Annotated in this window: 18 protein-coding genes; 7 read left to right on the top strand and 11 right to left on the bottom strand. The window is 60.3% G+C overall.

Features of this window, described 5'->3' with window-relative positions; translation table 11 throughout:
* Nucleotides 1–447: 447 nt before the first annotated feature.
* Together serB and mfd are read right to left on the bottom strand one after the other, a co-directional pair.
* Nucleotides 448–1,293, bottom strand: a complete 846-nt coding sequence (serB, locus tag EDC26_RS08365; RefSeq protein ID WP_132581462.1) for a phosphoserine phosphatase SerB — start codon at nucleotides 1,291–1,293, stop codon at nucleotides 448–450.
* On the bottom strand, nucleotides 1,290–4,751 hold the full coding sequence (gene mfd / locus EDC26_RS08370) for a transcription-repair coupling factor (RefSeq protein ID WP_132581464.1): 3,462 nt from the start codon (nucleotides 4,749–4,751) through the stop codon (nucleotides 1,290–1,292). Before mfd ends, serB begins: the two co-directional genes overlap by 4 nt.
* Nucleotides 4,752–4,779: 28 nt before the next feature.
* Between mfd and ispD the strand changes: the two genes are divergently transcribed.
* Both ispD and ispF read left to right on the top strand, forming a co-directional pair.
* Nucleotides 4,780–5,544 carry a 2-C-methyl-D-erythritol 4-phosphate cytidylyltransferase gene (gene ispD, locus EDC26_RS08375; RefSeq protein ID WP_132581466.1) on the top strand — a complete coding sequence of 255 codons (765 nt, stop codon included), beginning with the start codon at nucleotides 4,780–4,782 and terminating at the stop codon, nucleotides 5,542–5,544.
* A 10-nt stretch (nucleotides 5,545–5,554) separates the two neighbouring features.
* The gene (ispF, locus tag EDC26_RS08380) at nucleotides 5,555–6,040 is read left to right on the top strand and encodes a 2-C-methyl-D-erythritol 2,4-cyclodiphosphate synthase (RefSeq protein WP_132581468.1); all 486 of its coding nucleotides are present in this window, start codon (nucleotides 5,555–5,557) and stop codon (nucleotides 6,038–6,040) included.
* Nucleotides 6,041–6,161: 121 nt separating this feature from the next.
* Here the strand turns inward: ispF and EDC26_RS08385 are convergent, their stop codons facing one another.
* From EDC26_RS08385 to ompR, 4 genes are all read right to left on the bottom strand, one after another.
* The gene (locus tag EDC26_RS08385; RefSeq protein ID WP_132581470.1) at nucleotides 6,162–6,680 is read right to left on the bottom strand and encodes a carboxymuconolactone decarboxylase family protein; all 519 of its coding nucleotides are present in this window, start codon (nucleotides 6,678–6,680) and stop codon (nucleotides 6,162–6,164) included.
* 136 nt (nucleotides 6,681–6,816) lie between these two features.
* A complete protein-coding gene (locus EDC26_RS08390; protein ID WP_132581472.1) occupies nucleotides 6,817–7,365 on the bottom strand; it encodes a peroxiredoxin in 549 nt (182 codons plus the stop codon).
* A gap of 58 nt (nucleotides 7,366–7,423) precedes the next feature.
* Nucleotides 7,424–8,818 carry a sensor histidine kinase gene (locus EDC26_RS08395; RefSeq protein WP_132581474.1) on the bottom strand — a complete coding sequence of 465 codons (1,395 nt, stop codon included), beginning with the start codon at nucleotides 8,816–8,818 and terminating at the stop codon, nucleotides 7,424–7,426.
* Nucleotides 8,819–8,919: 101 nt separating this feature from the next.
* Nucleotides 8,920–9,654 (bottom strand): osmolarity response regulator transcription factor OmpR, encoded by a 735-nt coding sequence (gene ompR / locus EDC26_RS08400; RefSeq protein ID WP_132581476.1) that lies wholly within the window; start codon nucleotides 9,652–9,654, stop codon nucleotides 8,920–8,922.
* A gap of 135 nt (nucleotides 9,655–9,789) precedes the next feature.
* On the opposite strand from ompR, the gene tsaB reads away from it, so the two are divergent.
* Together tsaB and EDC26_RS08410 are read left to right on the top strand one after the other, a co-directional pair.
* The gene (gene tsaB, locus EDC26_RS08405) at nucleotides 9,790–11,085 is read left to right on the top strand and encodes a tRNA (adenosine(37)-N6)-threonylcarbamoyltransferase complex dimerization subunit type 1 TsaB (protein WP_132581478.1); all 1,296 of its coding nucleotides are present in this window, start codon (nucleotides 9,790–9,792) and stop codon (nucleotides 11,083–11,085) included.
* A complete protein-coding gene (locus EDC26_RS08410) occupies nucleotides 11,078–12,013 on the top strand; it encodes a uracil-DNA glycosylase (RefSeq protein WP_132581480.1) in 936 nt (311 codons plus the stop codon). The genes tsaB and EDC26_RS08410 overlap by 8 nt, the downstream gene beginning before the upstream one ends.
* Before the next feature lie 157 nt (nucleotides 12,014–12,170).
* Here the strand turns inward: EDC26_RS08410 and lplT are convergent, their stop codons facing one another.
* The gene (lplT, locus tag EDC26_RS08415) at nucleotides 12,171–13,475 is read right to left on the bottom strand and encodes a lysophospholipid transporter LplT (RefSeq protein ID WP_132581481.1); all 1,305 of its coding nucleotides are present in this window, start codon (nucleotides 13,473–13,475) and stop codon (nucleotides 12,171–12,173) included.
* Between the two features lie 260 nt (nucleotides 13,476–13,735).
* Between lplT and smc the strand changes: the two genes are divergently transcribed.
* From smc to ligA, 3 genes are all read left to right on the top strand, one after another.
* Nucleotides 13,736–17,260 (top strand): chromosome segregation protein SMC, encoded by a 3,525-nt coding sequence (smc, locus tag EDC26_RS08420; protein WP_165930978.1) that lies wholly within the window; start codon nucleotides 13,736–13,738, stop codon nucleotides 17,258–17,260.
* Between the two features lie 144 nt (nucleotides 17,261–17,404).
* Nucleotides 17,405–18,436 (top strand): cell division protein ZipA C-terminal FtsZ-binding domain-containing protein, encoded by a 1,032-nt coding sequence (locus EDC26_RS08425; RefSeq protein ID WP_132581485.1) that lies wholly within the window; start codon nucleotides 17,405–17,407, stop codon nucleotides 18,434–18,436.
* A complete protein-coding gene (gene ligA / locus EDC26_RS08430) occupies nucleotides 18,433–20,514 on the top strand; it encodes an NAD-dependent DNA ligase LigA (RefSeq protein ID WP_132581487.1) in 2,082 nt (693 codons plus the stop codon). The genes EDC26_RS08425 and ligA overlap by 4 nt, the downstream gene beginning before the upstream one ends.
* Nucleotides 20,515–20,661: 147 nt before the next feature.
* On the opposite strand, the gene EDC26_RS08435 is transcribed toward ligA, so the two are convergent.
* From EDC26_RS08435 to msrB, 4 genes are read right to left on the bottom strand one after another with little or no spacing between them, the layout of a single operon-like run.
* On the bottom strand, nucleotides 20,662–21,438 hold the full coding sequence (locus EDC26_RS08435) for a peptidylprolyl isomerase (protein WP_132581489.1): 777 nt from the start codon (nucleotides 21,436–21,438) through the stop codon (nucleotides 20,662–20,664).
* Nucleotides 21,439–21,447: 9 nt separating this feature from the next.
* The gene (locus tag EDC26_RS08440; RefSeq protein ID WP_132581491.1) at nucleotides 21,448–21,711 is read right to left on the bottom strand and encodes a BolA family protein; all 264 of its coding nucleotides are present in this window, start codon (nucleotides 21,709–21,711) and stop codon (nucleotides 21,448–21,450) included.
* Nucleotides 21,711–22,301, bottom strand: coding sequence for a septation protein A (locus EDC26_RS08445; RefSeq protein WP_132581493.1), 591 nt, complete (start codon nucleotides 22,299–22,301; stop codon nucleotides 21,711–21,713). Before EDC26_RS08445 ends, EDC26_RS08440 begins: the two co-directional genes overlap by 1 nt.
* Complete coding sequence (gene msrB, locus EDC26_RS08450) at nucleotides 22,298–22,693, bottom strand: peptide-methionine (R)-S-oxide reductase MsrB (RefSeq protein WP_132581495.1); 396 nt, start codon at nucleotides 22,691–22,693, stop codon at nucleotides 22,298–22,300. Before msrB ends, EDC26_RS08445 begins: the two co-directional genes overlap by 4 nt.
* Nucleotides 22,694–23,271: the final 578 nt, after the last annotated feature.

Consider the following 23,271-nt stretch of genomic DNA (forward strand, 5'->3'; position numbering starts at 1 on the left):
GAGGATGGCCCGGTTCTTGTTTCTTTGTCATGGAATCACCTTATAAATTAATAATGATTCACTTCAAAAGTGTCCTCCAAAATTAGACCACAGCAAACAGCGCACGCCTTGGATCCCCGAAGCCGGCCCTGCGCGCGGCGTGCCCGAATCGCCCGCCCCACCTTAACCGCCCACGACGCTCGTGTCGCTCATGTAGTGGCAGCCCTTGTGGGTGCCGGAATCGTTGATAATCGTCGCGGTATTTATATAACGCTGATGGCAGCCACAAGGGCTGCCGCTACATGAGCAGCGGGTGCGTCTATGAAACGTTCTCGTGAATAATGTAGCGGCACCCCTTGTGGGTGCCATCGGCGCAGGCTATTGGGCGTAGGCCATCAGCGCAAGCCATCAGCACAGGCTATTGATCCACCGCTGGCGCTGGACTTGTGTTGACCCATCCAGCGGAATTCAGCCACGGAACCAATTCAATACGGCATCCAGGCCGCTGAAGTTCAGGGCGAAAGGGGTTTGTGCGCGCACGATGGGTTTGGCTCGGTAGGCGACGCCGTAGTGTGCCAGGGCCAGCATTTTCAGGTCGTTGGCGCCGTCGCCCAGGGCGATGATCTGTTCGGCGCTGGCTTGTACGCTTTGCGCCAGGGCTTGCAGGTGGTTGGCCTTGGCCTGGGCGTCGACGATGTCGCCCAGTACTTGGCCGGTGAGGACGCCGTTTTCAATGCCTAATGTATTGGCGTGAGCGGTATCAATCCCTAGGCGTTGTTGCAGGCGGTCGGTGAAGAAGGTGAAGCCGCCGGATACCAGCATGGTTTTCAGGCCTGCCGCTTTGGCTGCGGTGATCAGGTTTTCGGCGCCTGGGTTGAGCTGCAGGCGTTCTTGGTAGACGCGTTCGAGCGCTGCGATGGGAACGCCCTTGAGCAGGGCGACACGGCGCCTGAGGCTTTCGGAGAAATCGGTGATTTCGCCGCGCATGGCGGCTTCGGTGATGGCGGCGACTTGGGGCTTGCGTCCGGCCATGTCGGCGATTTCGTCTATGCATTCGATGTTGATCAAGGTCGAATCCATGTCGGTGGCGAGCACTTTGCAATCGCGCAGGCGAACGAAATGTTCGATGTAGGCAAAGTCTACGCGCAGGTCGTTGCAGCACTTGGCCAGCTCGTCGCGCGTGGTGATGTCGACGTTCAGGAGTCGCGCTGCGGTCTGGCCGAGGTTTTGCAGCCCGCTGGCACCCGCGATGGCGGCAAGCTTTTCGATGTTGGATGCGTCGAGGTTGGGGGCTTGAAGTATCAGGTGGGTCATGGGCTTAGCGCTCGCAATGTGTTGCGCACGGCGTCGATGCGGGCGCTGATTTGTTGGCCTTGGGCGATCTGGATTCGAAGCTTGTCCTGGCCGGCAAGTTTTATCTGTCTTTGTTTTTGCACCAGTTCAATGATGCGCAAGGGGTCGATATTCGGTTTGGCCGAGAACTGGATCATGGCCTGATTTTCACTGGCGTCGATTTTGATGACGCCCAGGGGTTCGGCAATCAACCGCAGCCGGTGCGTGGCGAGCAGTGTTTGTGCGGCTTCGGGGAGCTTGCCGTAGCGATCGATCAGCTCTTCCTGGATGAGGATCAGTTCATCTTCGTGGTGGGCGTGCGATAGTCTTTTGTATAGGCCGAGGCGGGCGTGGACGTCGGCGCAGTAGTCGGCGGGCAGCAAGGCCGAGGCATGCAGGTTGACTTCGCATGTCACATCGAAAGGGGACTCCAGATCGGGCTCTTCGCCGGCCTTTAGAGCGCGTACGGCGGTATTGAGCATTTCGGCGTACATGGAAAAACCGATTTCGTGGATATTGCCCGACTGCGATTCGCCCAGCACTTCGCCGGTGCCGCGTATTTCCAGGTCGTGCATGGCCAGGTAAAAACCGGAGCCCAGCTCTTCCATGGCCTGGATGGCTTCGAGACGTTTTTTGGCGTTGCCGGTGATGGCGTCTTCGCCGGGTGTGAGCAGGTAGGCGTAGGCTTGGTGGTGCGAACGTCCGACGCGGCCGCGCAGTTGATGCAGTTGTGCGAGCCCGAGGCGATCGGCGCGATGGATCACGATGGTGTTGGCCGTTGGCACGTCGATGCCGGTTTCGATAATCGTGGTGCACAGTAAAACGTTGTAGCGCTGCTGGTAAAACCCTTTCATGACGTCTTCGAGCTCGCGTTCGGGCATTTGCCCGTGGGCGACGGCGATGCGCGCTTCGGGCACCAGTTCTTCGAGTTTGGCGCGGCGGTTGTGGATGGTCTCGACTTCGTTGTGAAGGAAGTAAACCTGGCCGCCGCGTTTAAGTTCGCGCAACAGTGCTTCGCGTATGGTGCTGCCGTCTTCGCGGCGCACAAAGGTCTTGATGGCCAGGCGTTTTTGCGGCGCGGTGGCAATGACTGAAAAATCGCGGATGCCTTCGAGCGACATGCCCAGGGTTCGGGGGATGGGCGTGGCGGTGAGGGTCAGTACGTCGACTTCGGCGCGCAAAGCCTTGAGTGCTTCTTTTTGCCGGACGCCGAAACGATGTTCCTCGTCGATGATCACCAGGCCCAGGCGCTTGAATTTGACGTCTTTGGACAGGATTTTGTGAGTGCCGATAACGATGTCGACCTGCCCGGCCTGCAGTCCTTCGATAGCGGCGTTGATTTCCTTGCCGGAACGAAAACGGGACAGCTCGACCACCTTGACGGGCCAGTCGGCAAAACGGTCGGAGAACGTTTGGGCGTGCTGTTCGGCCAGCAGCGTCGTGGGGCAAAGGAGAGCCACTTGTTTGCCGTTGAGCACAGCCAGAAACGCGGCGCGCAAGGCGACTTCGGTTTTGCCGAAGCCAACGTCGCCACAGACCAGCCTGTCCATGGGGCGGCCCGAAGTCATGTCGCCAATGACAGCCTCGATGGCCGCTGCCTGATCGGGCGTTTCTTCAAATTCGAAGCCTTCCACGAAGGCCTGATAATCGTTGGCGGGCATCTTGAAGGCGTAGCCTTCGCGCGCCGCACGCTGTGCATACAGGGCGAGCAGTTCGGCGGCCGCATCGCGCACTTGCCGCGCGGCCTTGCGGCGTGCCTTGTCCCATTGGCCCGAACCGAGCATGTGCAGGGGAGCCGCCTCGGGATCGGCACCGCTGTAGCGTGAAATAACGTGCAATTGCGCGACGGGGACGTAGAGGGTGCTGCCGTTGGCGTACTGAAGATGCAGGAACTCCATCTCGCCTTCGCCCAGATCCATATTGATCAGGCCGTGATAGCGGCCGATGCCGTGCTGGGCATGCACGACCGGGTTGCCTTCGCGCAGCTCCGACAGATCGCGCACCATGGCCTCGACGTTGCTGCTGTGCTCCTGGGCGCGCCGTCCGCGCCGCGTGCTGCGCGCCTGGCTGGGGTAGAGATCGTTTTCGGTGAGGAGCAGAATCGATTCGGCAGTCAGTTCGAAGCCCGCACCCAGCGGCGCGACGGTGAGCCCAAAGCGACTGTCCGATTGCAGGAATTCTTGCAGGGATTCTGGCTGCGTGTCGGGTGCAATGCCAAATTCGGCCAGCATTTGGAGCAAGGTTTCCCGTCTGCCGGCCGAGTCGGCGCACAAGGCGATCCGACCCTGATTCTGGTCCAGAAGTGCGCGCAGGCGCGCGGGCGGGTCGTCCGCGCGCCTTGCAATGGCCACGTTGGGGGCAACGAGGAAATCGGGATGGTTCGAATCGCTGGTCAGCGCCAGGCGGCCAAAGGGTTTGATCTGGTTGAATAAGGTTTCGCTGTCGAGAAAAAGTTCGGAGGGCGCAAGCACGGGACGCTCACGATCGCTTTTCAAGAATTGATAGCGGCTGTGCGTGTCGTGATGGAAGCGCCCGATGGCATCCTCGATATTGCCCTCGGTAGCCGTCAGTGTATTGGCGGGCAAGTAGTCAAACAGCGTGGCGGTGGTTTCGAAAAATAGCGGCAGATAGTATTCGACGCCCGCAAAGGCAATGCCGTTGCCGATATCCTTGTACGGTGCGGCGCGCGAGGGATCGCCTTCGAATTTCTCCCTGAACCGGGCGCGGAAATTATTCCGTGCCGCCTCGTCCATGGGAAACTCGCGTCCCGGTAGAAGCTGGATCTCCTTGACGGGATAGACGCTGCGTTGGGTGTCGATATCGAAGCTGCGTATCGATTCGATTTCGTTGTCGAACAGATCGATGCGGTAGGGCAGCACGGAGCCCATCGGGAACAGATCGATCAGGCCGCCACGCAGGCAGAATTCGCCCGGCGCGGTGACTTGCGTGACGTGGGTGTAGTTGGCCAGCGTCAGTTGGCGGCGCAGGCTGTTTTCGTCGAGCTTGTCGCCTTGCTTGAATGAGAATGTGTAGGCGGCCAGGAAGGAGGGCGGCGGCAGGCGATATAGCGCCGTCGTGACGGGGACCATCAGGACGTCGACCGTTTCGGCAATCAGCGCATGCAGCGTGCGCAGGCGCTCCGAGATCAGATCCTGGTGGGGAGAAAAGCTGTCGTAGGGCAGGGTTTCCCAGTCGGGCAGCTGCCGTACCCGCAAGAGCGGCGCAAAGAGCTGTATTTCTTCGGTCAGGCGCTGGGCGGTCAGCGGGTCGGCGCAAAGCACGACCAGCGTTTGCTGGCCGGCGCAGGCCAGATCGGCCAGCAGCAGCGCGTCGCCCGACCCCGGAGGGGTGGGCTGGGCATGGCGCCGCCCCGGTTTTAATGCCGCAAGCAAGGATTTGGTGGAAGAAAGCCGGGGGATAAAAGTCGTATGTGTCGCCATTAGGCTTTCGATTATAAAATCTCTTTCTATGTCGAAAAAAATTATTGCGATTGTACCGGCTGCGGGGATGGGCGAACGAGCCCGGATGAACACCGCCCCTGCCGCTGGGGCGCACGGCGCCGTTGCGGCGGTCGAGCTTGCGGCCGGTGTTGGCGCGCCTGAGGCTTTGCCCAAGCAGTATCGGCTGCTCAAGGGCGAGCCCATGCTGCGCTGGGCGGTCAAGGCGCTGTTGGCGGATCCGCGCATTGAGCAGGTTCGTGTGGCCGTGGCGGCGCACGATGGCTGGGTTGCGCGGGCCTTGGTGGGCTTGCCGCGCACGGTCTGGCGTTTTTGCGGCGGCCCTTCCCGCGCCGCCACCGTTACCGCGGCGTTGATCGATGCTCAGCTGCAGGCCGATGATTGGGTGCTGGTGCATGACGCGGCCCGCCCGGGTTTGCCGCCGGAGGCGCTTGGGCGGCTGATCGACGCATGCTTGCAGCACGGGACGGGCGGGTTGTTGGCGCAACCGGTTGCGGACACGGTCAAGCAAAGCATGGGTCAGTCTGGCACGGTTGCGGCCGTGACGGCGACAGTGCCGCGCGATGCGCTGTGGCTGGCGCAGACGCCCCAGATGTTTCCGGCGGGCCGGTTGATCCAGGCCTTGCAGGCGGCCGAGGAAAGCGGCATAACGATGACCGACGAGGCGCAGGCGCTGGAACGCATCGGTTACCATCCTTGCCTGATCCCGGGTTCGGTGCGCAATTTCAAAGTCACCTGGCCGGAAGATTTTGAGTTGATGGAAAAATGGCTATGAGAGGGCGTTCATGACGGTTCCGTTTCGAGTTGGTCAGGGGTTTGACGTACATGCCCTGGTGCCGGATCGTTCGCTGGTTGTCGGTGGCGTGATGATTCCCCACACCTACGGGTTGTTGGGCCATTCCGATGCCGACGTGCTGCTGCATGCCTTGAGCGATGCCTTGCTGGGCGCGGCGGGCCTGGGTGATATTGGCCGTCATTTTCCGGATACCGATCCGGCTTATAAAGGGGCCGATAGCCGGGTGTTGCTGCGCGAGGTGTACAAAAAGTTGCGGGCGGCGGGCTGGGGAGTGGTCAATGTCGATGCGACGGTTCATGCCCAGGCCCCGAAGATGGCGCCGCATGTAGGGGCCATGGTGGCCAATATTGCCGCCGATTTGGAGATTGCTGCGCATTCGGTCAACATCAAGGCCAAAACCGGCGAAGGGCTGGGGCCTGTCGGGCGCAAGGAAGGCATTGCGGCGGATGTTGTGGTGTTGATTGAGAAGACGTAGGGGCGATCTTTGTAGTCATCCGTGCCCGTGGCGCGGGGGGAATGGCAGCCACAAGGGCTGCCGCTACAAAACGTGCCGGTGGTTCATGTAGCGGCGCCCCTTGTGGGTGCCAAGTTACTATTTACAGGCCTTGCGCAGCATACACTTGGGCGGCGGCGTTGACGACTGAGGCGATGCGCCCTGCGTCGCGCAGTTGCTCGGTGCTGAACCCGGCCTGTTTCAGGTTGTCGAAGTGCGATTTCACGCAGAAATGGCATTTACCGACGATCGAGGCACTCAGGGCAAACAGCTCGAAGCGGTTCTTGTCGACGCCGCCGTGCGTGGCGTACGCGTTCATGCGCAGTTGCGCCGGCATGGTTTTAAGCTGTGCATCGCCCGCCATTTCAACATAGGGGTACCAGGTGTTGTTGATGCCCATGAGGGCCGCTGCCGTGAGAGCGCCGGTCGCGTCGGCTTCAGACAAGCCGGACTTGAACGCCTTCACCAGGCCGGGGCTGCGCGCGGCGAATGCCGCGGCCAGGGCCACGCCTACCGCGTCTTCAGGGCTGAGGGTGGACCGGGCGATGACGCCATCCAGATTCAGGCGTACATCCTTGGCCCAATCGGGGATGTTCTCTTTGATAGTAGATAGAAATTCCATAGTTTTTACCTATTAAATTGTGCAGATAAAGCCCGGACTGGCCGGGCTGATGTGATCTGGACGAGCTGGCCGGGCCTGAGTTATACCCAGTATGCCGGTACCCGGGCGGCCATGTCCAGATTCCATTTTCTGGAATTTACAGCGTGTCTCCGCCGACGCTGCGGTTGCAAGGGCAGAGTTCGTCGGTTTGCAGGCCGTCAAGTATGCGCAGGACTTCTTCCGGATTGCGGCCGACGTTCAGGTTGTTGACCGAGGCGTGCTGGATGACGTTGTCGGGGTCGACGATAAACGTGGCGCGCAAGGCAACGCCGGCGCTTTTTTCGCGCACGCCCAATTGATCGACCAGGGAGCCCGCGGTATCGCCGAATTGATAATGGCCCAGTTTGTTGAGGTCGGGATGTTCGCGGCGCCATGCCAATTTGACGAATTCGTTGTCCACCGAGCCGCCCAGCAAGACCGCGTCGCGATCTTCGAAATCTTTTGCCAGCTTGTTGAAGCCGACGATTTCGGTGGGGCATACGAAGGTGAAGTCTTTAGGGTAAAAATAAATCACTTTCCATTTGCCCGGGAAGGAGCTTTCGGTAATGTCTTCGAATGCCGACACGCCGTTTTCTTCGTGATGATTGAAGCCGGGCTTGACGCCGGCTACTTTGAATGGCTCTAGCTTATCGCCTACAGTTTTCATGTGAGCTCCTGTTAGGGTTGGAGAAGGGCGCGTGCCCGATGAATGTAATTTTACGCTATTAACTATTGTTGTCTAATTGAAAATTCCTAAGACGAATTTTGGGCAATTCTATTCGCGCCACCAGACCGGCGGACGGCCGAGTGATCAATTTGAGCTGCCCGCCAACCTGGCCCAGCAGCCGTTCAACGATCGCCAGGCCCAGGCCCGCGCCGCTGACTCCGGTGCGCGCCGATTCCCCTCGGGAGAATGGGCGCAACAGGCGCGCAACGTCCGCTTCCGGGATACCGACCCCTTGATCGGATACTTCGATGGCGAGGATATTGCCTTCTTCCTGTACCGCCAACCGGATATAGGCTCGGTCTTCTCCGGGCGTGCGGCCGTAGCGGCGAGCGTTTTCGATCAGGTTGCTGACGACCCGCTTCAGGTCGTGGGCGCTGATTTTGGCGTATAAGCCGGGCTCGATGTTCGCTGTCAGAAAGCTGCCTGTCGATTCGGTGTGGCTGCGCTCGCGCTCGTACAGGTCGTGCAGGACCGTGGAGACGTCTATACCCTGTTCGGGCACAATGCCGGCGGGCCGTGCGTATTCCATCAACTGGCCGATGCTGTGATCGATTTGAGCGAGGTCCTCGTCGATGGCCTGGCGCGCTTCGTCGCTGACTCCGCTCAGTTCGATTTCCAGCCGCATGCGTGCCAGGGGCGTGCGCAAGTCGTGCGAGATCCCCGCCAGCATGATTTCGCGGTCGGCTTCGGTTTGTCGCAGATCGCGCGCCATGCGGTTAAAGGCGATATTCATATCGCGGATTTCCAGCGGGCCTTTTTCGGGTAGTAGCGAGGGTGTTTCGCCGCGCGCCACCTGTTGGGCGACCTTGGCCAGTTGCGCCAGCGGCCGGTTGACGAAACTGACGCTGGCCGCGGCGCCGATCAGGGCCAGCAGCAGCGCCGTCGCGCCCCAGCCCAGCCATTCAACGCCTGCCGTCAGGCCGAGCTGTTCGCGGTCGAATACCAGCCAGTACTGATCTTTGTTGATGTCGAAGCTGACCCAGATGCCGGCCGCCTGGTTGACCGACCACATGATTTTTGTCTTGATGCCGAGCCGGTCGTGGATTTCGGCGGCGACATGGCTCCAGTAGTTGGAGTCGGGCAAAGGCTCGAGCACGTCAGTGGGTTCGCGTGGCTGAACCCTCAGGCTTTCTTTGGTCGCCAGGTCGAGCAACAGGGCGGGGCGCACACTGGTGGGGGCATAAACCAGCGCCGAACGGGTGATGCTGACGGCGGTGGTGACGCGTTGCGCCATCTGAGTGGCGCGCGGGCCCTCTTCCATACTGAAAAAGACCTGCAGCCAAGCGCCCAGGCTTACCAGCATGAGCGCGGCCAGCAGTAGGAAGGACCGGCTAAACAGGCCTAGTTTCAGGCGCGATGTCAGCCTTTTAAATTGTCGTGTCGGGGGTGTCACTGACGCTGTCCTGACAGCCACCGCCTGCGGCTGGTAGCCTGATTCGTTAATGACGCAGGCAGGCCATTATCCGCATGCCTGCTGTACAGGGTAGCGGCTGTTCAACTGCCGCCGTCGGGCACAAAAACGTAACCCAGCCCCCAGACTGTCTGGATAAATACGGGCTTGGACGGATTGGGTTCAACCAATTTGCGCAAGCGCGAAATCTGTACGTCCAGACTGCGATCGAACGCTTCGTACTCTCGCCCGCGAGCCAGCTCCATGAGCTTGTCGCGCGAGAGCGGGATTTTGGGGTGGCGCGCAAACACTTTAAGAACTGAGAACTCGCCGGTTGTGATGGGCACCTGTTCATTGTTGCGTGTCAGCGTGCGCGTTGACAGGTTAAGCACATACGGGCCGAACTCGATCGACTCGTTTTCCTGGCTGGGTGCGCCCGGATGTTCTTCGGTGCCGCGGCGGCGCAGGATCGCATTGACGCGGGCCAGGAGCTCGCGGGGATTGAAAGGCTTGGAGAGGTAGTCGTCGGCACCCATTTCAAGGCCGACGATACGATCGATTTCTTCGGCCTTGGCTGTGAGCATGATGATGGGGGTGTTGTCGTGCCCGCCGCGCAAACGGCGGCAGATGGACAGGCCGTCTTCGCCCGGCAGCATCAGGTCGAGCACCAGGAGATCAAAATGTTCGCGTTGCCAGAGCTTGCCCATTTCCTTGGAGTCTTCGGCTACGAATACATTGAATCCTTGTTCGGAAAGATAGCGCCGCAGCAAGTCTCGTAGACGCGGATCATCGTCGACGATTAGTATTTTGCGTGATAGCGATTGATTTTGAGTGTTCATAGTTGAAAATGTAACAGAGCAAAATGAACCCGGATAGGGGTAAGTAGCAAGATATTACATATTAAGCTATTCGAAAAGGATTTTTGCGTCGGCGACGCAAAGTCGTCATAAAGTATTGTCAACTAAAATAAGCGCATGGATTCTTATATTCTTGCTTTGGAGACCTCGTCAAGCCGCTGCGGCGTGGCGTTGTTGTCCGTTGTCCAGGGCCACCAGAGCCTGATTCGCGCCGGGGCCGACGCCACAGGCCAGCACGCCGAGCGGCTGCTTCCCATGGTTGATCAGATTTTGCTTGAAGCGGGCATTGCGCGCAAGCAATTGTCGGCGGTTGGCTTTGGCCAGGGGCCGGGCGGGTTTACCGGCCTGCGTGTGGCCTGCGGTGTGGCGCAGGGGATTTCCTACGCCCTGGGGCTGCAGGTGCTGCCGATCGCCTCCTTGCTGGCGGTGGCGGCCCAGGACGCCGCGGCGCCTGGCGCCGATCGATCCGCGTGGCGACTGGTGGTGCAGGACGCCCGCATGGGCGAGGTCTATCTGGCGGCGTACCGTCCGGTCGCCGAGTCTCCGGGTGCGCCCGACGCATGGCAAGAGCTCTGTCCACCGATTTTATTGAATTCCGACGATGTGCCTCTTTGGCTGGCACGGCAGAATCCTCATTGGCGTGAGCTACCGGACGGATTGCGGTCGCTGCGGGTCGTGGGCGATGCATTGGATGCCTACCCGGATCTGGCCGGATTGGCGGGTGGCGATGTCGTGTTGGGCCAGCCTTTGCGTCCCGACGTGGAGGCGGTGGCGCGCCTGGCGTATCAGGCGTGGCGGCGTGGCGAGTCTGTGCCGCCCGAGCGGGCGGCCCCGCTTTATGTGCGGGACAAGGTAGCCTATACCACCCTGGAGCGCGAGCAGGGCCTGGGCGGCAACCCCAAGGCCGGTTTGGTCGCGGACGCCGCCGATGCCGGGGGCGCGCGGCCGGTGTCGCTACGCGCCATGGTCCCTGGCGATCTGGATGAGGTGGTGCAGATCGAGCGGGCGGTTCAGGCATTCCCCTGGACCCGAGGCAATTTTCAGGATGCCCTGAAAGCCGGCTATGGCGCCTGGGTAGCGCATCTGGACGAGAAGATCGTGGGGTGCTGCCTGGCTTTGTTTGCGCCCGATGTAGGGCATCTGCTGTTGATTGCCGTGGCGCCCGATGCCCAGCAAAAGGGCGTGGGCGAGCGTCTCCTGGCTTGCTGCGAGCGCGTGGCGCTGGCGCATGGCCTGCGCAGGCTGATCCTCGAGGTTCGGCCCTCCAACGAGCGGGCCATCGCGTTTTATAAGCATCGTGGTTTCGAGCGCCTGAGCGTGCGCAAGAATTATTACCCTTCCGGCCAGGGCGAGCGTGAAGACGCCTGGGTGTTGGAAAAAACGCTGACCGCGCCGCGGGCCCATCATGAATGAGCCGACGCGGCCAGCCGCTCCCGAACTGAATCCGCTGCAAGTCGCCTCCTTGCAGGAAATGGGCTTGGAGCGGCAGTTTCTGGCGCGTTTTACGCAGGGTATTTCGGTGGTCGGGCATCCCGCGGGCCGGGCGGCCACCGGGCCGGCGCAAGAGCAGGTGGCTGCGCAGGGGCTGGATGCCGGGCGCTCCGTGCCGGCGGCGTCGCCCGTGCAGGCAAAAAAGGAGGCTTTGGCCGTTTCGGCGGCATCCGGTGCGCCGCCCAGGCGGCCCAAAACGGCGCCGCCTCAATCGCCGCGCGCCAGGGGGGCCGCCACGGCGCCTGCGGCCCCGAATAAGCCGCCTCTTGTCGTCGCGCCCGATTGGGCGGCTTTGCAGACTCAGGTGGAGCAGTGCACGGCCTGTTCTCTGTGCGAGCATCGGCGTCAGGCGGTGTTTGGAGCCGGCCTCGCGCAGTCTCCCGCCTGGATGGTGATTGGCGAAGCGCCGGGCGAACAGGATGATCGCGAAGGGTTGCCGTTTCGGGGCCGGGCAGGTGTTTTACTTAATGCGATGCTGGCCGCGGTGGGGGTGGATCCCGAGTCCGAGGTTTTTTTCACCAATTTGGTGAAATGCCGCCCGGTGAGCAATCGTACCCCTGCGGCGGCGGAAATAAATGCGTGCCTGCCTTATCTGCATCGCCAGATTGCGCTGTTGAATCCCCGCCGCATTGTGGTTCTGGGGCGGCTGGCCGCCCAGTTCCTGCTGGGCCAGGAGGCGAGTTTTGAGTCATTGCGTGGAACGGCGCATCGGTTTAAAAGTGAAAGCGGGGTCGACATCCCGCTTGTCGTCACCTACCATCCCGCCTCCTTGCTCTCGCGCCCGCAAGACAAAGCTCATGCCTGGCGCGATTTGAACCTGGCGCGTGCGGCGGTGGAATCGAATCCGTAGGCATGCTTCTGTAGCGACAGCCCTTGTGGCTGTCAATTCAACGATCAATGTAGTGGCAGCCCTTGTGGCTGCCAAAATCGCTGGCAATCGAGATGGTGCCTGCGTAAAAATGACAGCCACAAGGGCTGTCTCTACAGGCCTGTCGCTACAAAACGAATCAATGCAGCGCCTGGCCGTGACCGTACTGGCCGATTTTGTTTTGCAGGGTGGGGTCGGCGCGATGATTGCGGCGGTTCCAATGCATGAAGACCAGCATCAGGCTGGCGACGAGCAGGCCGAAGATAACGATGATCACGTTGATGGGCAGGTTCATCCAGAGCATCAGGCTGTAAATGGCCAGCATCAGCAGGATGTTCAATTGCTCGTTGAAGTTCTGTACGGCAATCGAATGGCCGGCCGACAACAGCACATGGCCGCGGTGTTGCAGCAGCGCATTCATGGGCACGACAAAGAACCCCGACAGGCCGCCAATGAGCAACAGGACGCTGTAGACGGCCCAGGTTTGGTGCACCAGCGGCATGAGCAGCACCGCCAGTCCCATGACGATCCCGACGGGCAAGACCGAGAGAGCGCGCTTGAGCGGGACGCGGCCGGCCAGGACCGAGCCGATCACCGTGCCGACGGCGGCCACGCCCATCAGGATCGAGGCCTGGTCCAGGCGATAGCCCAGATGGCGCGCCCCCCATTCGATGACGATGAATTGCAGAGTGGCGCCCGCGCCCCAGAACAGCGTGGTGACGGCGAGCGATATTTGGCCCAGCTTGTCGTGCCACAGGATAACGACATAGTCCTTGAACGAATGAATCAGATGCAGGGGGTTGGTCTGTTGCTTGGGGTAGCTCACCCCGGTGCGCGGTATCAGCAGGGTGCACAGAGCCGCCAGAATGTACACGACGCCGATAGGCAAAATGGCGGCTTCGGCGCGGGTATGCGCCAGTAGCTGAACCCAGTCGTGCGACAGCAGTGCGGCGGATACGGTCGGGTTGACCAGCACACCGCCCAGCACCGTGCCGATAATGATCGACAGAACCGTCAGGCCCTCGATCCAGCTATTGCCTTTGACGAGCAGATCGGGCGGCAGCATTTCGGTCACGATGCCGTATTTGGCGGGCGAATAGGCCGCGGCCCCTATGCCCACCAGGGTGTAGGCGCAAAACACCAGAATCAGTTGGCTGTTCGTATCCAGGCCAAAGCTTCGATATGAAAAGAGTAAAAGGCAACCCAGGACCTTGACGGCATTGGTGATGAACATGACGCGGCCTTTGGGATACGAGTCGGCGAAGGCGCCGACAAAGGCCGCCAGCGCCACATAGGCCATGGCGAACCACCATTTCATCATGGGCGCCATCCAGTCGGGTCCACGCAAATCGCTGATAAGCGCAATGGCTGCAATGAGCAATGCATTGTCGGCGACGGACGATAGCGCCTGGGCTACCATGACCAGATAAAAGCCTTTTTTCAATCGAGTGTCTCGTTCAACGGATTAGTAACGGTAACCGCAAAAATTGTTAGCGAGTATAGCGTCAGCCTTGGGTTTATATGGAATTTTATGTGGTTGAAGCGATTTCTGGGTTATTTCGGGTAGGGATGCCCGCGGGGCTGCGTTATCATAGGCAGCCGACCGCCCGTTTGTACTAACGGCTCCGGTCGGGTTGTTTTCGTAGCCGCGCAATAGCTGTAGGCGTGGCGGATATGTCCGTCTCTTTTTATACCTCGTCTATCGTGCGTTTGACCCAGATAAAGCTCTCCGGTTTTAAATCCTTTGTCGAACCGACCGTTATCCCCACGCCTAGCCGGTTGGTGGGGGTGGTGGGCCCCAACGGCTGCGGCAAATCCAACATCATCGACGCTGTGCGCTGGGTGCTGGGTGAATCCAAGGCGTCGGAGCTGCGCGGCGAATCGATGCAGGACGTTATTTTTAACGGGTCGAGCCATCGCAAAGCGGCCGCCCGCGCCTCGGTCGAGCTGGTATTCGATAATTCCGAAGGGCGCGCGGCGGGCCAATGGAGCGCTTATGCGGAAATCGCCGTGCGGCGGGTGCTTACGCGTGATGGGGCGAGCAGTTACCTGATCAATGGTCAACAGGTGCGGCGCCGGGATATTCACGATATTTTCATGGGTACGGGCCTGGGTGTCCGTGGTTATGCCATTATTGGCCAGGGCATGATCAATCGGCTGATCGAGGCCCGCCCCGAGGAATTGCGGGTTTTCCTGGAAGAGGCGGCCGGGGTATCGCGCTACAAAGAGCGGCGCCGCGAAACCGAAAACCGGCTGGGCGATACCCGCGAGAACCTGACCCGCGTGGACGACATCCTGCGCGAACTGAGTTCGCAGTTGGAGAAACTGGGCGCGCAAGCCGAGGTGGCGCAGCAATACCGTGCCTTGCAGGAAGACGGCGAACAGAAGCAGCATGCCCTGTGGCTGTTGCGGGAAGAAAGCGCCGATGAAGACCAGCAGAAAAAGCAACTGGCCATTACCCAGGCGCAAGCCGAACTGGATGAAGCCTTGGCCGGCCTGCGTGCGGGCGAATCTGCGCTCGAGTCGCGCCGCCAGGCGCATTATGCGGCGGGCGATGCGGTGCATGCCGCGCAGGGCCTGCTGTTTGAAGCAGGGGCCCAGGTCAGCCGGCTCGAGGCTGAAATACGCCATGTGGTGGATTCGCGCAACCGCCTGCAGTTGCGCCGTACCCAGCTTCAGCAGCAAATACAGGAATGGGGCGATCAGCAAACCCACTGTGCCGGTCAGATTGCCCAGGCGCAGGCCGATATCGAGGCGAATGCGCAACAGATATCCGAGGCCCGAGCCCGCGCCGAGGACGCGCAGGCGCATCTGCCCGACATTGAAGCCCGGGTGCGCGACGCGGCCGGCGCGCGCGACGCCATGCGCGTTGCGCTGGCGCGAGTCGAGCAGAATCTGGCCCTGACGGCACAGACGCAGCGTGACGCCGATCACCGATTGCAGGCGCTTGAGTTGCGTCACGAACGCCTGACCCAGGAAATGCGCGAACTGAATGCGCCCGACCCCGCCAGGCTTGAGCAATTGGCGGCCGAGTTGGGAATTATCGGTGCGCAGGTCGAGGAATCGCAGGCGCAGTTGCTGGAGCTTGAGGAACGTTTGCCCGGGCTTGATGATGAACGCCGGACCGCCCATGCGGCCTCTGCGCAAGAGGCCCAGAATCTGGCGCGGCTCGAAGCGCGCCTGACGGCGCTTGGCACCTTGCAACAAGACGTGCAAAGGCAGGGCGCTCTGGAGCCTTGGCTGGCCAAGCACGAATTATCCAGCCTGGGGCGCTTGTGGCAGAAGTTGCAAATCGAATCGGGCTGGGAAACCGCGCTTGAGGCGATATTGCGCGAACGCATGACGGCGCTGGAAGTGCGCCAGCTTGAACATGCGCGTGCTTTTGCGGCCGATGCGCCGCCGGCGCGCCTGGCGTTTTACCAGATGCCGGCGGCGGGCCCTGGCCCGTCCGCTGCGCCGGGCTTGACCCCCTTGGCGTCTTTGTTGCGCATTAGCGACCCCGATTTGCGCGCCTTGCTGGCCGACTGGCTGCGCGGCGTCTATGTGGTGGCCGATCTGGCCGCATCGCTGGCGCAGCGCGCCGCCCTGCCCGAGGGCGGGCTTTTTGTTGTGCAGGCGGGGCATCTTGTGGATCGCCACAGCGTGCGTTTTTATGCGCCCGATTCCGAACAGGCCGGCATGCTGGCGCGGCAGCGGGAAATTGAAAACCTGCAGCGTGAAATCAAGGCCCGGCAGTTGATTGCCGATCAGGTTCTGGGCGATGTGGCGCGCGCCGAAACGGCCTGGCAGCAGGTGTCGCAAGCCATGCCCGCGGCGCGCCTGCGCGTGGCCGAGCTGACTCGGCGTTTGCACGATGTACAACTTGAACACTCCCGCCTGCAGCAACTCGCACAGCAATCGGGCGAGCGGGCTGCGCGCCTGAGCGAAGATCTGGCCGAAGTTGTGTTGCAGCAGGAAGAAGTGCGCGCCGGTAAGGAAGAGGCGGAGGCGCGTTTCGAGACACTGGATATCGAACTGGGGGAGCATCAGTCCGTATTTTCCGACGCGGAAATTTCCGGCGAAGAATTGGCGCGCCAGGCCGAACAGGCGCGTGGACAGTTGCGCGAACTGGAGCGCACGGTGCAGGAATCCGAATTCGCCGAGCGCACGCTGCTGGGCCGCATTGCCGATCTGACGCGCAATATGCAATTGGCGGCGGAACAGGCGCGGCGCGGCACGGACGAGCTTGAAGGATTGCAGGGCGAGCTGTTCGAGCTTGACGCATCGGCCTCGCAGGCCGGTTTGCAAGAGGCCCTGGAACAGCGGGCCGAGCGCGAAAATGCGCTGAATCTGGCGCGTACGGAACTGGATAACCTGGCCGCCTTGTTGCGCGCCGCCGATGAAGACCGGATCACCCAAGAACGTTTGCTCGAGCCGCGCCGTGCGCGCATTACCGAATTGCAGTTGCAAGAGCAGGCCGCGCGGCTCGCTGTCGCGCAGTTCGCCGAGCAGCTCGATGCGCATGAGGCCGATCGCGAACAGTTGCGCGCTGCCTTGGCCGATCGGCCCGAAGAGTGGCGCCGTCCCAACTGGCTGCAATCCGAGGTACAGCGGATTTCGCGGCAGATCGAAGGCTTGGGCTCGGTCAACCTGGCTGCGCTCGACGAACTCGATGCGGCGCGCGAGCGCAAGGGCTTTCTGGATTCCCAATATCTGGATCTGCAGACGGCAATGGAAACGCTGGAAGACGCCATCCGTAAAATCGACCGTGAAACGCGCACGCTGCTGCAGACGACGTTCGATACGGTCAATACGCATTTCGGCGAACTGTTCCCCAGCCTGTTTGGCGGCGGCGAGGCCAGCCTTTCGATTACGGGCGACGAAATTCTCGATGCGGGCGTGCTGATCATGGCGCAGCCGCCTGGCAAGCGCAACAGCACCATTCATTTGCTGTCGGGAGGCGAAAAGGCCCTGACCGCCACGGCACTGGTGTTTGCCTTGTTCAAATTGAACCCGGCGCCGTTTTGCCTGCTCGACGAGGTCGATGCGCCGCTGGACGATGCCAATACCGAGCGCTATGCCAATTTGGTGAGTAACATGAGTGAGCAGACTCAGTTTTTATTTATTTCCCACAATAAAATTGCCATGCAGATGGCCAAGCAATTGGTGGGCGTGACCATGCAGGAACAGGGCGTCTCCCGAATTGTCGCCGTCGATATCGAATCGGCGCTGCAGTTGGCCGAGGCATAAGTGTTGGAGTTTTGTGGCGCCATGATTGTAGCGGCACCCCTTGTGGGTGCCATAATCTAGATAAACAAGACAGGTATCTAGAGATAAAAATGACACCCACAAGGGGTGTCACTACAGAGATGAACAGATGCAACGGGGTTAACTATGAGTGATTTGCAAATCGGATTGATCTCCCTGGGCATAGTGCTGATTTTGGTCGTGCTGGTCTTCAATTGGTGGCAGGATCGCCGGATCCGGCAGAAAATGCAGGAACACTTTCCCGAGGCGCAGGAAGATCCGCTGATGGGGGGCGTGCAGGGCGCCGGCGGGCGGCGTGAGCCGGGGCTGGGGTTGTATAGCGCAGAAGGCGCCGATCGTGCAGCGCCCGCCGACGATGCGGCCGAAGTCGACCCCGCCTGTGAGGTCGTCATCGATATCGGTTTTCACCAGCCGGTGCCCAGCGATCAGCTGTATGCGGCGGTTCAGGACATACACAAGGTCGGCAGCAAGCCGGTACGGATTTTTGCCGAAGCCGAGGGCGGCGGGCATCGAGCCCAATTGCGGCTGGATGAATCCTATGTGTCCATGCAGTTGGCGGTTTTGCTGGCTAATCGCAGCGGGCCGTTGACCGATATCGAATGGTCGCATTTGTGGACGATTGCGCAAAGCCTGGCCGAGCGCTTCGAAGGCTCGGTCGAGGGGCCCGAACAGGCGCCGGTCATGAGCCGCGCCAAACAATTGGATGAATTGTGCGCGGGCCTGGATGCCCAGGTGGGCCTGGCCCTGCGTCTGGGCGGCACCAAGCCGGTGCCCGAGGTGGTCCAGGCGGTCAAGAGTGCGGGGTTCCTCGCCTATGGAACGCAGCTGGCCTGGATGGCCGAGTCTGGCGTTCCCCGTTTCACGCTGCTGCTCGACGGCGTGCATGCGGGGGAAGTGCAATCGGCGGGTGTTGATCGTATTGATTTACTGCTCGATTTACCCAATAGCCCGGCCGATGAACAGGCGTTTAGCCGGATGGTGAGCGTTGGGCGCGATTTGTCCGGCCGCTTGCAGGCGGTGTTGGTCGATGATCAGGGACGGCCGGTGGCCGAAGGGTCCGATCAGGCGATCGATACCCAATTGCTTGAACTCTATCGCAAGCTTGAACAAGCCGGTTTTCCCGCAGGAGCCGAGCGTACGCTAAGGGTGTTTTCGTGACCGGTTCGGGTCCCGATGAAGCGCTGCGCGAAGAACTTGCGGCCCTGCGTTTGTCCATTGCCGAGCACAATCGTCGTTACCATGTGCTCGATGACCCCATTGTTTCGGACGCTCAGTATGATCGCCTGATGGCCAGGCTGCTGGAAATCGAACGGGATCACCCCGATCTTCTCGTGCCGGAATCACCCTCGCAGCGAGTTGGGGCAGCGCCTCTGGCGGCCTTTGCGACGGTGCGGCACGCGCAGCCGATGCTGTCGCTGGGCAACGCGTTCGAGCCGGAAGATGTCCTGGCCTTCGACAAGCGCGTGTGCGATACCCTGCGCGAGGCTGGCCTGCTGGGCGCGGTCGACCTGGCCGAGTACGAGGCGGAATTCAAGTTCGATGGCTTGGCGATCAGCCTGCGCTATGAAGAGGGCAGATTCGTTCAGGCCGCCACGCGCGGCGATGGGCGCACGGGCGAAGATGTCACCCACAATATCCGCACCCTTCGTTCGGTGCCCCTGATGCTGACCGGGGCGTATCCCGAGGTGCTCGAGGTGCGCGGCGAGGTACTGATCAATCGGCGCGATTTCGAGCGGCTTAATCAGGCGCAACAAGAGCGCGGCGAGAAAATCTTTGTGAATCCGCGCAATGCCGCCGCGGGCAGCCTGCGGCAACTCGATTCGGGCATTACCTCGACCCGGCCACTGCGGTTTTTTGCGTATGGCTGGGGTGAAATCAAGGGCGCCGGGCGCAGCCTGACGAAGCCGTCCGGCGAGGCCTCGCACGCGGTTCCCTGTGCGACACATGCCCAGATGCTTGACTGGTTCGAACGCATGGGCCTGCCGGTGAATCAGTCCAGGCGGGTTCTGAAAGGCGCCGAAGGCTTGCTGGAGTTTTATCGGGATGTGGGCGTGCGGCGCGCCGATTTGCCTTTCGATATCGATGGGGTCGTGTACAAAGTCAATTCGCTGGCGGCGCAGGAAGTGTTGGGCTATGTAGCGCGGGCTCCGCGCTTTGCCGTAGCCCATAAATTCCCGGCGCAGGAAGAAACCACGATTTTGCTGGGCATCGATGTGCAGGTCGGCCGCACGGGAGCGATTACGCCTGTGGCTCGCTTAAAGCCTGTGTTTGTAGGCGGCGTAACCGTCGCCAATGCCACTTTGCATAACGAGGATGAGGTGCGCCGCAAGGATGTACGAGTGGGCGACACGGTGGTTGTGCGGCGTGCGGGCGATGTGATACCCGAGGTGGTGGGGCCGGTGCTGGAGCAGCGCCCATCTGGAACAACGCCTTTTATCATGCCCAAAAACTGTCCGGTTTGCGGCTCGGCCGTCGAGCGCCTTGAGGACGAAGCCGCGTCGCGCTGCACCGGCGGCCTGTTTTGCGCGGCCCAGCGCAAGCAAAGCATTTTGCACGCCGCCAGCCGCAAGGCGCTCGACATTGAGGGCCTGGGCGAAAAACTGGTCGATCAATTGGTTGACAGCGGCCGCATCAAGTCCCTGGCCGATTTGTTTGCGCTGAACGCCGATGAGCTGGCCGACTACGACAGGATGGGCCGCAAGTCGGCGCAGAATCTGGTCGAGGCCATCGACAGGGCGCGCAAACCGGCACTGGGCCGTTTACTGTTTGCTTTGGGAATACGCCATGTGGGCGAGACGACTGCGCGCGATGCGGCGCGTCATTTCGGTTCGATGCAGGCGATTATGGCGGCCGATGAGGACAGTCTGCTGGCGGTGCACGACGTGGGACCCGTCGTGGCGCATTCCATTGCACGGTTCTTTGCCGAACCCCACAATCGTGAAATTATTGATGCCTTGGCTACAGCCGGGGTCGAGGCACTGCCGGTGGATGAGCCCACAGGGCGGCGCCTTAACGGCAAAACGCTGGTGCTCACCGGTGCCCTGCCCAACTGGTCGCGCGACGAGGCGGCGCGACGTATATTGGCCGCGGGCGGCAAGGTGAGCGCTTCGGTATCGAAAAAAACCAGCTATGTGGTGGCCGGCGCCGACGCCGGCAGCAAACTCACCAAGGCGCAGGAACTGGGCGTTGCCGTGATCGACGAAGCCGGGTTGATTGCCCTGCTGGAAGCTGGTTAATTTTGAGGTGAAAATGGCACCCACAAGGGGTGCCGCTACATGAGCGAGAGGTACGTTATTTGTAGCGGCACCCCTTGTGGGTGCCATAGGTTTGTGGAAAATCGAACATGGCAGCCACAAGGGCTGCCGCTACATCGGCGGGGAGCCTTACTTGATGACGGCCGATTTCAGCAATTCTTGCTGATAGGTGGCCAAGGCCTGCTGACGCAGCATTTGCTCGATTTGCGGCTTTACGTCCTTGAGTTCAGGGAACTTCATGGGGCGCGTATCTTCGACCTGGATGATGTGCCAGCCGAATTGTGTTTGCACCGGCTTGTCGGTCATCTGGCCTTTTTTCAGGCTTTCCACGGCCTGCGCAAACTCGGGCACGTAATTGGTGGCCGGCGCCCAGCCCAGTTCGCCGCCATTCTTGCCGCTACCCGGGTCGATGGACTTTTGCTTGGCGGCGGTCTCGAAGCTGATTTTCTTGCTTTTGATTTTAGCGGTTAGATCGGTCGCGGTTTTTTCATCCTTGACCAGGATGTGGCGCAGCTTATATTCCTGCTTGCCGGCCTGTTCGCTTTTGATCTTGTCGTACTCGGTCTGCACATTGGCATCGGTGATAGGGTGCTTGGCGAGGTAATCGGCCATCAGTGCGCGCACCAATATGCTTTGGCGCGACAGGTCGATTTCTTGCTTTATGTCGGCCTGTTTATCGATACCTGCTTTTTCCGCAGCCTGGATGGCCACGGCGCGGTTGATCATTTCCTGCTTGACTTGGGCGCGCAGTTCGGGCGTGTCTTTGGTGCCTTGCTTGACCATCAGGGCGACGAACTGGTCCAGACTGCCTTGGGTAATGGCCTGGCCATTGACAGTAGCTACGTTTTGCGCAAAAGCAGGGACCGCAATAACGCATGCTGCGGCTAATACGGCGATTCGTTTCATGTAATTCCTTTATTTAACTGCGCTGGCGACAATTGCCAGCGCATGAATGGGGTAGGGGATTAAATCGTGCAAGCGATCATACACGAGCCGGTGGCGGGCCAGCGGTGCCAAGCCGTTGAATTGTGACGAGGAGATAATAATCCGGTAATGGCCAGCCCCGCCTTTGGCGCCTTCGTGCCCCGCGTGCAGATGGGATTCGTCGATGATATCAAGCTGGGTAGGCGACAAGGCAGACAAACGTTCCCGGATCAGTTCCGTACGGTCAATAGACATTAACTGGGTTCCTTTGGTTCCCCCGGGCTGGATAAAACCCCCGTCTGACCAATCTCGTCTTTCATGTAGCGGCTAAGCCAGATGGACTGGGCGATGGCAAAGACGAGCAGCAGCGCCATAAGCCCGAATACCTTGAAATTGACCCATTGCGACTCGGTGAATTGGCCCGAAAACGCCACATACAGGTTCAAGGCTCCCGATACAGCGAAAAAACCGGCCCAGCTCAGGTTGAGCTTGTCCCAGATAGCTTCGGGCATTTGGATTTGCGCGCCCAGCACCTTGCGCATGAGGTTGCGCTTGAAGACCCATTTGCCCACCAACAAGATACCGCCAAATAGCCAATATAAAACCGTAGGCTTCCATTTGATGAACACGTCGTTGTGGAAGAACAGAGTGGCGCCGCCGAAGATCACGATAACCGACAAGTTGATCCAGTGGGTCGCTTCAATTGTCTTGCCCGTGACCTTGAGCCAAATGAATTGAACGACTGCAGCGATGATGGCTACCGCCGTGGCCGTGTAGATATCCGCAAATTTGAACGCTACAAAAAAAAGAATGAGCGGAAACAGGTCGAACAGGAATTTCTTCATGCGGCAGGTTCAAATTTAAGGGAGACCGAGTTAATGCAGTAGCGTCGGCCGGTGGGCGGCGGGCCATCGGGAAACACATGGCCCAGGTGCGAATTGCAGACATTGCACAAGACTTCGGTGCGCACCATGCCCAGGCTGGTATCGACTTCTTCGCGCACCTGCGCCGGATCGATCGCTTCGAAATAGCTGGGCCACCCGCAGCCCGCGTCGAACTTCGTGTCGGACGCGAACAAAGCGGTGCCGCAACCCACGCAACGGTATATGCCGGGTTCGGTGGTGTTCCAGTAGCGCCCGGTAAATGGACGCTCGGTGCTTTTTAGCCGGGCCACCTGGTATTCTTCCGGGCTAAGCTCCGCGCGCCACTGCGCGTCGGTTTTGTTTACTGTGTTCACGGCAAGTTCCTGTTTATGTACAAGAAAAAGGAATATCGAATTGTATGGTTCGATAGACATCCTTTGTCAATCTGGCGCCGGTATGGGGCGTCGTTATAGGTCCGTTATACGTGCGACCTGGCAGCCACAAGGGCTGCCACTACATTAGCGGCGGGACCGTTTTAGCGGCGGGACCGTTTCTTCTGTAGCGGCACCCCTTGTGGGTGCCATTTCTGCATAACTACATCCACCCCATCATTCCCGGTATCTGCTATGTTAATCGACTTTTATATGCAGGTATGGTTCCCCGCCATTCCGCGGCCGACGCTTTCACCGGGTAAGGTCTGCAATAGGCGGCCCAAACGCCTTTTTAACAGCTCAACGCGTTTTCGGCGGCCCGATACAGGGAATCCCCTTAAAGACTTTGTATCTATTTCTATCGATAATCGTCTGCTTAGTCGTAAAATTGCTGGAAGCTTAAACCATCGATGGGGAATATCGGTTTTCCGGCAGATTTAATGTGATACATTAATTTCTTATACTCATCGATTTTTGTATAATTTTTTTCGACCCAACATTGGCGCCGTGCCTGCACGGTG

The sequence above is a fragment of the Paralcaligenes ureilyticus genome, from assembly GCF_004346225.1.
GTDB lineage: Bacteria > Pseudomonadota > Gammaproteobacteria > Burkholderiales > Burkholderiaceae_B > Paralcaligenes > Paralcaligenes ureilyticus.

Coding starts and splice junctions, on each gene's coding strand:
- serB (WP_132581462.1), bottom strand. CDS start 1,293: ATGACCCACCTGATACTTCAAGCCCCCAACCTCGACGCATCCAACATC.
- mfd (WP_132581464.1), bottom strand. CDS start 4,751: ATGGCGACACATACGACTTTTATCCCCCGGCTTTCTTCCACCAAATCC.
- ispD (WP_132581466.1), top strand. CDS start 4,780: ATGTCGAAAAAAATTATTGCGATTGTACCGGCTGCGGGGATGGGCGAA.
- ispF (WP_132581468.1), top strand. CDS start 5,555: ATGACGGTTCCGTTTCGAGTTGGTCAGGGGTTTGACGTACATGCCCTG.
- EDC26_RS08385 (WP_132581470.1), bottom strand. CDS start 6,680: ATGGAATTTCTATCTACTATCAAAGAGAACATCCCCGATTGGGCCAAG.
- EDC26_RS08390 (WP_132581472.1), bottom strand. CDS start 7,365: ATGAAAACTGTAGGCGATAAGCTAGAGCCATTCAAAGTAGCCGGCGTC.
- ompR (WP_132581476.1), bottom strand. CDS start 9,654: ATGAACACTCAAAATCAATCGCTATCACGCAAAATACTAATCGTCGAC.
- tsaB (WP_132581478.1), top strand. CDS start 9,790: ATGGATTCTTATATTCTTGCTTTGGAGACCTCGTCAAGCCGCTGCGGC.
- EDC26_RS08410 (WP_132581480.1), top strand. CDS start 11,078: ATGAATGAGCCGACGCGGCCAGCCGCTCCCGAACTGAATCCGCTGCAA.
- EDC26_RS08425 (WP_132581485.1), top strand. CDS start 17,405: ATGAGTGATTTGCAAATCGGATTGATCTCCCTGGGCATAGTGCTGATT.
- EDC26_RS08435 (WP_132581489.1), bottom strand. CDS start 21,438: ATGAAACGAATCGCCGTATTAGCCGCAGCATGCGTTATTGCGGTCCCT.
- EDC26_RS08440 (WP_132581491.1), bottom strand. CDS start 21,711: ATGTCTATTGACCGTACGGAACTGATCCGGGAACGTTTGTCTGCCTTG.
- EDC26_RS08445 (WP_132581493.1), bottom strand. CDS start 22,301: ATGAAGAAATTCCTGTTCGACCTGTTTCCGCTCATTCTTTTTTTTGTA.